Origin of the sequence: Niastella sp. OAS944 (assembly GCA_024809215.1) — a bacterium.
Taxonomy (GTDB): Bacteria; Bacteroidota; Bacteroidia; order Chitinophagales; family Chitinophagaceae; genus Niastella.
This window is the reverse complement of record JANUBW010000001.1, coordinates 1472568-1485121: the sequence shown is the minus strand read 5'-3', so window position 1 is coordinate 1485121 and position 12554 is coordinate 1472568. Positions and strand designations below refer to the sequence as shown.

Here is a 12554-nt window from a genome sequence, read left to right as displayed (position 1 = left end):
TTTGAGAGAAATGCTGCGAAAGTGAAGCGTAGGCGAATAACGGAACTACCTTCCCTGCGCAGGCATTACCCTGATCAGGTTCTACGGGTATTATCTCAGCAAGAACGCCTCTGGCGTAAAAGCACCCCGGGAATCTGAAATTCTCTGTTTTTTAAAAGAGCTCGCAAAGATACGAACATTATTTTTTTAAGAATATTGTAACATATTGGCCTCTTGGGCCGTTTCACCAACAAATGAGCGGTATGTTCAGGTACCTTATAACTTCTATATTGTTATTAATCAACCTCATGGGGCTTGGCCAGGGGAAGGTGATCTATGATCCGAATGTGGTAAAACGCCCTGTAGAAAGTTTTCATGCAATAACCGTTTCTGATGGCATCGACCTGTATTTGTCGCAGGGCGGGCAGGAAGTGCTGGCGGTAAGCGCTGCTGAAGTAAGTCACCGCGATAGAATAAAGACCGTGGTAGAAAACGGCGAATTGAAGATCTACCTGGAGCAGGGCTGGAACTGGAGGTTCAAAAAACTGACAGCCTATGTCTCGGTAAAAGAGATCACAAAGCTAAAGGCTTCGGGCGGGTCGGACATTATATTAAATGATTCCCTTAAATGTGATAAGCTGAATATAATATTATCGGGCGGAAGCGATTTTAAAGGAAACGTAAAGGCCAACGTCTTAACAATTGAACAGAGCGGTGGTAGCGACGTTTCAATAAAGGGTAATGTAGTAGATGCAAAGATCGTGGCCAGTGGCGGAAGCGACTTCAGGGGTTATGATCTTATTGCACAAAATGCTATTGTACAAACCAGTGGCGGTAGCGATGCATCAATTACTGTAACAAAAGAGATAGCTGCTATGGCCAGCGGCGGTAGTGATGTGAAGTACAAAGGAAATCCGGTTATGAAGTATAAATCGGCCAGTGGGGGCGGGAGTGTTACTAAAACAGGACAGTAATAACCGTAATAAATAGGTTAAATACTAATAAACAGGTGTTAGTTTAACCGTTTTAGGAATACGTGTTCAAAAAACATTTATGTGATTTATTGGGGTTGGAGATCATAACTAAATTTTTACAGAACCCGCCATGCTGGCGGGTTTTAACATTTAATAGGGGCCTTTAGCACCCTGAAAACAGCGATTTGTTGGTTTTAACCAGGCAGGAATGCGCAGTATGTTTGTATCACAAAAGGAAACAAACTAATAAAACATACAATTATGAAAACTGATTCGATGAATTTTGGAAAGATGATGATCGCAGCACTTGCTTTAGTAGTTGCTTTTTCAACAACTTCACTGGCAAACGATGGCGAGAAAGGTGATAACAAGAGCGAACTGAAATTCATTGGAAACGTAGAGAATCAACCGGTATTTGAACTGAGCCTGGCAAATAAAATGGAAGACGAATATACTGTAGTATTCCGCGATGAATATGGTAATGTGTTGTACAGCGAAAAGTTCAAAGGTGCTGGAATTAATAAAAAGTTCTTATTGAAATCAGAAGAGTTGGGTGATACTGCACTGAACGTAACTGTGAAGTCTAAAAACGGAAGCACTGAAGTGTATTCAATTAACAGAAGCCACACTTATGTTGAAGAAACACAGGTGAACAAGATCAAATAATAAAGTTTAATATAAGTATACGGAAGAGCGCTCTGAAATATCAGGGCGCTTTTTTTATTATATGTCTTTAAAGAAGTCTTCGGGTTTTATATCTAATCCGTGAAGAAGTTTCAGGAAGGTGCTCAGGTACATATCGCCGCCGGCTTCGTAACGGGTCATGGCGCTTCTTGAGATATTTATTTCATACGAAAAGCTTTCCAGTGTAGTTCTGTCCTGGCGTTTATTCTTCAGTAGTTTTCCAATTTTGTTCAACATCTTCTCAGTTTCGGCAGCAGATAATTCCTGGGCTACAGGCCTCCGTGCTGTTCTACGTTTTCGCATGTACGCAATTAAGATAGGATTCCCTTATTTTAAAACCCTTGAAAAGGGGCGCTAAGTTATGTGTCTTATAATTAATGTCCTTAAAAAAGTACAGTGAGTTAAAAATATTGTAACTTCCATAACGGATAACCGCAACGTAAGTGATGAATGAAATATTTAATATCAGTTATGCTATGGTGTTTGCGGATGTTTTATTTCTTCTACATTAAAAGTATCAGAGGCTACATAGTAATAAACCAGAAAGGTGACAAGGAGCAATGCTGTTACCGGAGCTTTTAGATGTTTAAAAGGAAAAGGCGATGATTGACCTGTCTGCCAGTAGGTGGACGGGTTTTTTTGTTGCCGGTATGATCAAAAAGTAAAAAGTTATTGCTTTTTAATCAATTATTCATATATTGCAACTGAAATATAGTTGCAGTTTTAAGTAAGTCTTATTTGGTACATCGACTACCTTACCTGCAGCCTGGTCAAGTGTAATTTGTAATGCGATACTTTTTAGCTAAAGACTTATTTAAACTATTTAATCGATGTCAACAAAAGCTAAAGCATTACATAGATTATTGTCTGTACCCAGGGATTTTACTTGGGAGGAATTGATTAAACTGTTGAGTTTATTTGGATACATTGAATTGAAGAAAGGTAAGACTGGTGGTTCAAGAAGAAAGTTTGCCGATGAAAACAAAAATGTGATCATACTTCATAAACCACATCCGAGTAATATTGTTAAAGAATATGCTCTTAAGCAAGTTATAACCCAACTAAAAGATAAAGGTTACATAAAAGATGAATGACGTCTTACAATACAAGGATTATCTAGCTTCTCTTCGATATAGTACAGAAGATGAAGTGTTTTATGGAAAGATCCTTGGTATTGATGATCTGGTAAGCTTTGAAGGTTCTTCTGTAAAAGAGTTAAAAAAAGCTTTTCAGGAGGCTGTAGAAGATTATATTGAAACCTGTAAGCAAATAGGGAAGGAGCCTAATAAAACTTATAAGGGAACCTTTAATGTTCGTGTTGGTGCTGATGTGCATCGGGATGCCGCTTTGTATGCCGCCATGCAAAATATTTCCCTAAATGATTTTGTGAAAACAGCTATTAATTTTGCCCTTGTCAATAAGGAAGGTATAAATAAGTTTCTACATCGATAAAGGAAAGAAGAAGTTAGGCTTAATTATTCTGTATACCCCTGATAGCTTGTCAGGGGATTTTATTTTATATACGGGCATAAAAAAAGCTTCCTGTTACAGAAGCCTTTCCAAAGTTGCGCGGGCAAGGATCGAACTTGCGACCTTCGGGTTATGAGCCCGACGAGCTACCGCTGCTCTACCGCGCGATATGAGTTTGTTACCGCTACTTATTTCGCGATATAATGTTTTTTGTTTCTAAAGAACTGTTTCGAACTTGCGTTCAAATAAGGAAATAAAAAAAGGCTTCCTTAAATAGAAGCCTCTTTAAAGTTGCGCGGGCAAGGATCGAACTTGCGACCTTCGGGTTATGAGCCCGACGAGCTACCGCTGCTCTACCGCGCGATATAATGAGTTTACTTAATCGCGTTTTCTCAAATCCTTTAACTTTAAAAATCATTTCGAACTTGCGTCCGCCAGCTGGCGGATATGAGCCCAATGAGCTACCACTTTTATTCGCGATATAATGATTTTATAAAGTCAATTTTCTAAAGAACTTTCCAATTTTGCTTACTTTCTTGCCGTACCTTCTTCGTTAATTGGGTTGCAAAGATAAAGATATAAATCATTCCACCAAACAAATTTTAATAATTTATCTTCGCGCATATTTTAGAAGCAAATGAAAGCGGGTTTTGTTAGCATATTTGGTCGCCCCAACGCGGGTAAAAGCACTCTGCTCAACGCTCTTATGGGCGAAAAGCTGGCTATTGTATCTCCAAAAGTGCAAACTACCCGGCATCGCATTAAAGGCATTTTAACCGAACCTGAATACCAGATCATATTTTCCGATACCCCCGGTATCATTGAGCCAAAATATAAGCTCCAGGAAAAAATGATGTATGCTGTTAAACAGGCGCTCGAAGATGTTGATGTTGCTTTACTAATGGTTGACGTAAAGGAGAACCTCGAGGAAGTGAACGGCATTTTTGAAGCATTGCGCCTTAAAGTTCCCGCCATCATTGTTGTAAATAAACTCGATGATGCATCGGAAACAAAAAAGAAAGAAGTGTTCGCCTTCTTTGGGGCCAGGTCCTATTGTAAAGCTGTGGTTGGAATATCGGCGCTGAAGAAAACGGGCCTGAAGGAATTAATAGATGCCATTCTACCATTCCTTCCCAACAACCCGCCTTTCTTTGAAGGCGATGAAATGACCGACCTGCCCACCCGTTTCTTTTGTGCTGAAATGATCCGGGAAAAGATATTCTATTTATACCAGGAAGAAATACCCTATCATACAACCGTAATAGTTAACGAGTTCAAGGAAAAATCATCGCTGATAAAAATTTCCGCCGACATCATCGTAAACCGTGAAACCCAGAAAGGCATTTTGCTGGGTGTTGGTGGAAAAATGATCAGACAGCTGGGCACAGAGGCCCGGCAGGATATTGAAAAGTTCCTTGGACAGAAGGTATTTCTCGAACTCTTTGTTAAAGTGCGGCCTAAGTGGCGCGATAATGAGTTTATGTTAAAAGAATACGGCTATCACTAATAATTTTTGAGCAAACATTATGGCAGGTTTTACAGTAGCAATAGTTGGAAGGCCCAACGTAGGCAAAAGCACCTTTTTTAATCGCTTGCTTGAGCAACGCAAGGCGATCGTTGATGATGTGAGCGGCGTTACCCGCGACCGGCAATATGGTGTGGCCGAATGGAATGGTAAATCATTCAACGTTATAGATACCGGTGGTTTTGTACCGCAAAGCGAAGAGGCTTTTGAAAAAGAGATCAACAAACAGGTAATGATAGCCGTGGAAGAAGCGAACGCCATGTTGTTTATGGTTGACGCCGCTACCGGTATTACCGACCTCGACGAGTCGATGGCCGATGTATTACGTCGTACCGCCAAACCGGTTTACCTGGTTGTAAATAAAGTTGATAATCACGAACGCCTGCTGGAAGCTACCGAGTTTTACGGTTTGGGCTTTGATAATATCTTCTTCCTTTCTTCAATGAGCGGAAGCGGCACGGGCGAACTGCTTGATGCAGTGGCTGGTTTAATTACCGAAGACCAAATGGCCGCTTTAGAAGCTGAGGGTGCACTACCCAAATTTGCTATTATTGGTCAGCCCAATGTAGGAAAGTCGTCTTTACTGAATGCATTAATAGGACAGGAGCGTACCATTGTGAGTGATATTGCCGGTACCACCCGCGATACCATTCATACCCATTATAATTTATTTCAGAAAGAATTCGTGCTTATTGATACGGCCGGTATCCGCCGTAAAACAAAAGTGCATGAAGACCTGGAATTCTATTCCGTGATCCGCGCCATTAAAGCAATGGACGAAGCTGATGTGTGTATGTTGTTGTTAGATGCTGAAAAAGGCATCACTGCACAAGACCTGAACATCTTTAGCCTGGCCGCCCGTAAAGGTAAAGGCATTGTGTTGCTGGTGAATAAATGGGACAAGATGGAAAAAGCTACCAACACTGCCCGCGATTATGAAAAGGAATTGAAGACCCGCATCGCTCCGTTTAGCGATGTGCCCATCATATTTATATCGGCGCTGGAAAAGATGCGTATACACAAGGCTATTGAAGTGGCGCTTGAAGTATATGATAACAAATCACGAAAAATAGCTACATCTGAACTGAACGAGATCATGTTGAAGGCCATCGCGTCTTATAATCCACCTGTGGTGCGTGGTACACCCGTTCGTATAAAATATGTAACGCAACTGCCTACCCATGTTCCGTCGTTTGCGTTCTTTTGTAATTTGCCCGACGATGTTAAACAGCCTTATAAAAATTATCTCGAGAACCAGTTACGTCAGAATTTTAACTTTAAAGGCGTACCGGTTAGGTTGTTCTTCAGAAAGAAATAATGAACTTACTGTATATGTATAAAGCCGCCATGTGCGGCTTTTTTTAGTATAATCTTACTAAAAAATTTGGTACATATGATATATTTCTTATCTTCGATTTGTAAGGGCTCTAAGAAAGTAGCATAAACTTAACTGTTATGCGAAATATAAAACTGTTGTATTTTCTACAGCCATTCCTTCTATTTCTTCTTCTTAATTATGTTCCTGCTTTTTCTCAGCTCCGATGGGATGGTGAAGCCGGAGACGGCCAATGGATGACCGCAAGTAACTGGGTTGGCAACATTGTTCCTGGTGTTACTGATGAGGTGATACTTGATAATGTATTTGTATCCGGAACATATTCTGTTACCTTACCAGGGGGCAATAGTGTTGTGCAGATCAGATCTGTTACCATTGCACCCGGGGCTGGAAATAATATTGAACTTATATTACCGGCAACAAACACAGCCATTCCGGCATTTAAGTTATTGGGTGCGGTGTATGGGATGGTAATTGAAAATGGCGGCATCTTTAAAAATTCATCAGGAGTTGATAACGATCTTCCGGTTGAAATTGCTGACTCAATAATGATAAAGAATGGCGGCAGGTATATCCAGAACAGTGACGGCAGTCATGCCGCTAATGTAATGGTGCTATCAAAAGCTCCGGGTACAGAAGAAGGCGCATTTGAGTTTGACATTCCTTCAGCATCCAGTACTGTTTCTCTGAGCGGACGTACATATGGTAAGCTGGTGTTTTTGAGCAACGCAAGAAAAAGTAATGTTACCTATACCGCAACGGGTACCAATACTATTACCATAAAAAGCGATTTGGTTACAGGGCCGGGCGTAACGCTTAGTCTCAACTTCTCCGATACATTACATATTGGGCGCGATCTGATTCAACAGGGAAGTACTATAAACCTTGGTAACTCAACCCGGTCGCTGGTAACTGTTATCAACAGGCATTTTACGCAATCTGACACAAGCCTGATGTATGAAACGGGCACGGCATCTCCGGAATTAGTACTTGCCGGTAACACTACCCAGCAAATAGATTGCAAAGGCACTATAAAGAATAACATTTCTGTAAAAATGAATAATACCGCCGGCGCCTTGCTTATTTTTCCATGGTCGTTACCATATAAATTGAATCTTGTAACGGGGAAAATAAAAACATCCCAGGCAAATATATTAAAGCTGCTTGCCGGTTGTGAGGTAGTGGTAGATAGCTTATCGAACAACAGCTTTATTGATGGTCCTGTAAGAAAAGAGGGATTATCTTCCTCTAACCGGTTTTTGTTCCCTGTTGGAAAAGAAAACACCATGCGATGGCTTACATTAAAGATTGCTAGCGGTAATTACAATGTAGAGTATATTAACAGCAATCCTCAACAAGTAAGCAATAAGTACGGAGCAGGAATAAATCATGTTGCGCAAACCGGTTACTGGACCATACAGGCAGATGCCAGCCCGGTAGCTTCTGCATCAGTTGAACTGTCTTTTAGCGGGCTCAATAGTGGGGTGGGAACTAATCTTGCAACTGCAAGAGTTGCCAGGCTTAATGATGGCGTTTGGCTGAATTATGGCAATACGGTTTTTACCGGCACTGCCGGTTCGCGCGGTTCTGTTGCAAGTGATAACGTTGATTCATGGAGTGCTGCTGCTGATAGTTTTGTATTAGGTAGCAGTGTAGCAGAAGGCTCCTTGGCATTAGACGATACCTCGCGTAACCGAAGAAGTAATTTAATAAATAACAACAGCAGCGCACTCCAGTTACTATCAATCAATTTTAATAATTATACTAAAGTACTCGCCTGCCGTGTTGCAGAGAAAACAACCGCAAAGTTATGTGTAGTGAACAACAATGGGCAGCTTATAAAGGTCTTGAATGTGACTATCGATCGGGGTATGAACTATTTGCCAATAGATATGCCATTGTTACCATCGGGGATCTATACTATTTATGCATTGACCGCGAAAGGCGCTTCTAATACACTTCGGTTTGCAAGTTTAAGATAGGATATGTAAAAAGAAAAGGGGCAAAAGCCACTTGCTTTTTGCCCCTTTATCTTAAAAGCTTTTTATGCTGTTTTTAGCTTAGCAGGCTTTTTATCGAGCTTTAGTTTAGTAACTAACTCATGAATGGCTGCTTTGTAATCTTCCAGCGCCTTTTGTTCCTGCTTAATAAAGCTGTTGTCTTCCAACTTGCCCACCACTTTGTTCATGGCATCAGTAGTTTCATATACCATTTTACGGAAAGGATTACGATAATCCTTAGCACGTGATTCGTATATTTCTTTTACCATCCACTCTTTGGTGGTAATACTTTGGTGTAACAGCGTTTTTATAATTCCCGGGCTAGCCTTCTTCAGATTAATATCAAATACTTCTTTTACGGCAGCCATGGCATGCGCCAGCTTTTCATTAGCGTAGTTTTTACCTTGTTGTGCATAAAAAGCATGCACTGCATCCCAGTCTTTTACTTTACCGCTAACGATCTGTTTGTTGAGCTTATCAATTTCTGAGCGAAGAATTAATTGTCCGCCTACGTTCATCCATGGTGCAATAGCTGTTTTCGAAGGCAGGCTTTCAATCAGTTGCTCGTGGTTCTTTATGTTATTGGTACTAATATGTTCGAGCAATTGTTGCACCAGGTAATACATTACCAGTTCTTTGAACAGGTGATACGATCTCATTACCTTAATAACGCGTACCGGGCGGCGGGCGTTCTCAAACCCATCGGCCAATATAGGAAGTTCATTTACTACAGGGTCCTGTGTATCGAGCAGTGCCTTGCCTAGAGCAATTATATCATCATCGCTCATTTTTTTATTATTGCCTTCGCGTTTCAACCAGGCTTTGCCCACGAACTTTTGCAATAATGGCAATGACTGTAAAACATCATTGATGGTATCTGGCGCCAGGAAGTTGAACTCCAGCGATTGTGTTTTGTCAATACGTTTATCACGATCGATATACTTCCATGCGTTACGGGCCAGGGCGTACATATTGTACATGAACCAGTAACCAGGCATTACTACCAGCTGATCTTTGCTAAGATCATTACTTACAAGCGAAAATGGAATGGGAATATTTAACTCGGCCGCATAATCGCCTTTAGCCAGAATGGTATAGCAGGCAAATTTTGAATTGTGCTTCAGGCTTACGCATAAGCCGGGCCAGAAGCCACGGCCGGCAATGATCTCACCGTCCGGGCTACGGCTGTTATGGTTACTACCTACGGTAGCACCTGCAGCCATATTACTTTGTCCCTGTACCAGGGCAGCACACAAGAATGAGTTGTTATGGTGTTGCTCGTGCGAAGGGAAGATGAGTGAGTTCAATACTTCGCAACAGGAGATGGTTGAGTTATCGCCCAGGTAAGAGTTGATCAACCGGGCCCCATATTTAAGTTGCGAATGTGAAGCCAGTACAAAACGTACTGCCTTTACGCCATAGAACAAACGACAGCCGTAACCGATAATTCCATTCACCAGTTCGCAACCTTCACCCACCTGGGTGTTTGCTTCGCTGCTTGAATTGATGGTTACATTCTTTATTTTATTGGCGCCTTTCAAATAAGCATCGGTACCTATTTTTACATCTTTAAGAATGCGACAGTTTTTAATAACGGTTCTGTCGCCAATAGTACCATAGTAACCGCGTAAAGCGTCGAATTTCTTTTCAGTGAATTCTTTAAAGCGGCTTAGTAATTTTTCATCGTCCCTGAAATACGTCCATATGAAAGCATCACCGGGTAAAATGCCATCAAAGGCAAGTATGCTACGGCCGGCGTTTTCATTACACAGTTCCATCCAAATGCGAATGTTCTCAGGTTCGCCTTCTTTTAAAATGCCATTACCGAATTTAGAGTGGTCGGTAGTAGCGATCTCATTACAGTTTACCAGCATTACATCGTTGCCAATAATGTAATGTGAAAGATAATTCACATTATCTACTACTACATTGTCGCCAAAGTCGCAGCTGATAACCGTGCTGTTATAGAAGCCTACGGGGCGGCGCAGGTTATGATATTCCAGGTAATATGGTTCCAGCTTACCAATACGAACAAGGCCAAAGAACTTACAGTTCTGCACCAGCTCGGGATTGAACAGGTCGGATACCAGTAAGTTATTCCAGTTATCGGACGTATTGCGATTGCGTACCAGTACTTCAATTTCATATGCCGACAAATGCCGGTATTGTATTCCGTTCTTTACTTGTTTATTGCGCAGGTAATATTCATCTTTTCCTTTGGGTAAATACTGGTCAGGAATGAAGTCGTATCCTAATGTAAAGAGGGGTCTGCGATTAATTTCATTCATGGGTGATAATTATGAATGTGAGAAGTGAGTTGTGTGTAGTTGGTTGCGATAAGCATCGTTATTATTGAAGCAGGCTAGTAGCTAGTGGGAAATGGCTAGTGGGTATTCCTACTCGCCATTCGCCACTGACCACTCGCCTGTTCCTTATAAAAACTTATCACTCGTCTTTTCAGATTACTTAACTATTCAACTGTAACAGACTTAGCCAAATTCCTCGGCTTATCAACATCCAATCCTTTAGCAACGCCTATATAGTAAGCCAGCAACTGCATGGGAATAACACTGAGCATGGGGGCAACGAGCTCGTCGGCTGCGGGTACTACAATTACATCATCGGCCATTTTTGTAATTACATCATCGCCTTCAGTGATCACAGCAATCACTTTTCCTTTACGGGCTTTAATTTCCTGAATATTGCTGATGATCTTTTCGTGGTATGAGTCCCTGGTGGCAATGAATACAACCGGCAGGTTCTCATCAACCAATGCAATAGGGCCATGTTTCATTTCTGCTGCGGGGTAGCCTTCAGCATGAATATATGAAATTTCTTTCAGCTTTAACGCGCCTTCGAGGGCAATAGGGAAGTTATAACCACGGCCCAGGTACAGGAAGTCGCGGGCGTCTTTATATTTATATGCCAGTTGTTTAATTTGTTCGGCCTGTTGTAAAGCTGCCGGTATTTTTTCCGGAATGGCCTCCAGCTCATTCAACAAATGCAGGAAGCGTTTATTATCGAGCGTGCCTTTTGCATAACCAAGTTTCAGTGCAATGATGGCTAATACAGCCAGCTGTGCGGTGAAGGCTTTTGTACTGGCAACACCAATTTCCGGACCGGCATGGGTATAAGCACCGGCATCTGATACGCGGGCAATAGAGGAACCTACTACGTTCACAATACCGAAGATGATTGCGCCTTGTTCTTTTGCTTTTTCAATGGCTACCAGTGTATCGGCTGTTTCACCACTTTGCGAAATGGCAATGATCACATCGCCTTTATGGATCACCGGATTTCTGTAACGGAATTCAGATGCATACTCCACTTCAACCGGGGTGCGGCATAATTCCTCAATAATGTATTCGGCCAGCAAACCGGCATGCCAACTGGTTCCACAGGCAATAATGAGAATGCGCTGGGCATTTTTCAATTGCTCAATATTGGCTTCAACACCAGCCATTGTGATGGTCCCTTTGGCTGCATCAACACGGCCGCGCAAACAATCGAACACTGTGCTGGGCTGTTCAAAGATCTCTTTCAACATGAAGTGATCGTAACCTCCTTTTTCAATAGCAGCCAGTTCAAGATCGAGCTGTTGAACGAACGGTGTTATCTTTTCGTTACCCAGGTTCTTTAGGATCAGTTCATCGGGTTTTATGATAGCCAGTTCGTAGTCGTTTACGTACACTACAGTTTTTGTATACTCGATAATTGGCGAGGCATCGGATGCGAGGAAATGCTCATCGCGGTTCTTGCCAATACCAATTACGAGCGGACTGCCTTTACGGGCTGCAATAAGTGTATCGGGGTTATCCTGATCGATGAGGATAATTACATAAGCGCCTACAACACGTTTCAGGGCAATACGTACCGCTTCTTCAAGGCCGCATTTATTGTTCAGTTGAATATCCTCAATGAATTTCAATAATACTTCAGTGTCGGTATCGCTGACAAAATTGTAGCCTTTTTTCTGCAATTCGCTTTTCAGCTGGTTATAGTTCTCAATGATGCCATTGTGGATCATTGCCAGTTTTCCATTTTCAGAAAGGTGGGGGTGGGCATTGCGATCGCATGGTTCGCCATGGGTAGCCCAACGGGTATGGCCAATACCAATGTTGGCATGCAGGTCTTTACCTACCAGGGTATCTTCAAGCTCAGCTACTTTACCTTTTTTCTTATATACATTCAATCCGCCATTTAAGAGCGCAACACCGGAGCTATCATATCCACGGTATTCAAGACGTTTCAATCCTTTTAAAATGATCGGGTAAGCTTCCTTATTACCTATATATGCTACAATTCCGCACATAATTACAGGGGTTTAAGTTTTATTTTATTAAGTGTTGAGTTAACAGATGATCTGTTATGTTGATTTTCTATATTTTAAGATGCCGAAAAACGCAAACGGTTGCGCAATATTATCAAAAAATATACCATGCCCCATGCAAAAACATGCAGGTTAACGTACCATTTTAGTGGTAGCAGGCTTAACGCTTAACGCCAAATGCTCAACGCCCCTTTCCGCAATGCGGCATTTTCGAATAAGCTCAGGCTGACCGACATTCGGTCAAGCGTTGCGCGTT

The 12554-nt window shown here is 41.7% G+C and carries 10 protein-coding genes, 2 tRNA genes and 1 riboswitch; of the genes, 7 read left to right on the top strand and 5 right to left on the bottom strand.

Going from position 1 to position 12554, the window contains the following annotated elements; all coding sequences use genetic code 11:
* Positions 1–33: 33 nt before the first annotated feature.
* Positions 34–139, bottom strand: a riboswitch (TPP riboswitch).
* Positions 140–242: 103 nt separating this feature from the next.
* Together GGD38_RS05775 and GGD38_RS05770 are read left to right on the top strand one after the other, a co-directional pair.
* Positions 243–953: a head GIN domain-containing protein gene (locus GGD38_RS05775; protein ID WP_375298968.1), complete on the top strand. Its 711-nt coding sequence runs from the start codon at positions 243–245 to the stop codon at positions 951–953.
* A gap of 261 nt (positions 954–1214) precedes the next feature.
* Positions 1215–1619, top strand: a complete 405-nt coding sequence (locus GGD38_RS05770; RefSeq protein WP_375298969.1) for a hypothetical protein — start codon at positions 1215–1217, stop codon at positions 1617–1619.
* 57 nt (positions 1620–1676) lie between these two features.
* On the opposite strand, the gene GGD38_RS05765 is transcribed toward GGD38_RS05770, so the two are convergent.
* Positions 1677–1940 carry a helix-turn-helix domain-containing protein gene (locus tag GGD38_RS05765; RefSeq protein ID WP_375298970.1) on the bottom strand — a complete coding sequence of 88 codons (264 nt, stop codon included), beginning with the start codon at positions 1938–1940 and terminating at the stop codon, positions 1677–1679.
* 527 nt (positions 1941–2467) lie between these two features.
* Between GGD38_RS05765 and GGD38_RS05760 the strand changes: the two genes are divergently transcribed.
* Positions 2468–2731, top strand: coding sequence for a type II toxin-antitoxin system HicA family toxin (locus tag GGD38_RS05760; RefSeq protein ID WP_375298971.1), 264 nt, complete (start codon positions 2468–2470; stop codon positions 2729–2731).
* On the top strand, positions 2724–3089 hold the full coding sequence (locus GGD38_RS05755) for a type II toxin-antitoxin system HicB family antitoxin (protein WP_375298972.1): 366 nt from the start codon (positions 2724–2726) through the stop codon (positions 3087–3089). Before GGD38_RS05760 ends, GGD38_RS05755 begins: the two co-directional genes overlap by 8 nt.
* A gap of 113 nt (positions 3090–3202) precedes the next feature.
* On the opposite strand, the gene GGD38_RS05750 is transcribed toward GGD38_RS05755, so the two are convergent.
* A tRNA-Met gene (locus tag GGD38_RS05750) sits at positions 3203–3274 on the bottom strand.
* A 124-nt stretch (positions 3275–3398) separates the two neighbouring features.
* Positions 3399–3470: transfer RNA gene (locus GGD38_RS05745), tRNA-Met, on the bottom strand.
* Between the two features lie 274 nt (positions 3471–3744).
* Here GGD38_RS05745 and era point away from each other — a divergent pair.
* The 3 genes from era to GGD38_RS05730 all read left to right on the top strand — a co-directional run bounded on the left by era (position 3745) and on the right by GGD38_RS05730 (position 7950).
* Positions 3745–4614: a GTPase Era gene (era, locus tag GGD38_RS05740; protein ID WP_375298973.1), complete on the top strand. Its 870-nt coding sequence runs from the start codon at positions 3745–3747 to the stop codon at positions 4612–4614.
* Positions 4615–4633: 19 nt separating this feature from the next.
* Entirely contained in the window at positions 4634–5950 is a 1317-nt protein-coding gene (gene der / locus GGD38_RS05735; protein WP_375298974.1) for a ribosome biogenesis GTPase Der, read from the top strand.
* A gap of 137 nt (positions 5951–6087) precedes the next feature.
* On the top strand, positions 6088–7950 hold the full coding sequence (locus GGD38_RS05730) for a hypothetical protein (RefSeq protein ID WP_375298975.1): 1863 nt from the start codon (positions 6088–6090) through the stop codon (positions 7948–7950).
* A 62-nt stretch (positions 7951–8012) separates the two neighbouring features.
* On the opposite strand, the gene GGD38_RS05725 is transcribed toward GGD38_RS05730, so the two are convergent.
* Together GGD38_RS05725 and glmS are read right to left on the bottom strand one after the other, a co-directional pair.
* Positions 8013–10256: a DUF4954 family protein gene (locus GGD38_RS05725; protein ID WP_375298976.1), complete on the bottom strand. Its 2244-nt coding sequence runs from the start codon at positions 10254–10256 to the stop codon at positions 8013–8015.
* Positions 10257–10438: 182 nt separating this feature from the next.
* Positions 10439–12280, bottom strand: a complete 1842-nt coding sequence (gene glmS, locus GGD38_RS05720) for a glutamine--fructose-6-phosphate transaminase (isomerizing) (RefSeq protein WP_375298977.1) — start codon at positions 12278–12280, stop codon at positions 10439–10441.
* Positions 12281–12554: the final 274 nt, after the last annotated feature.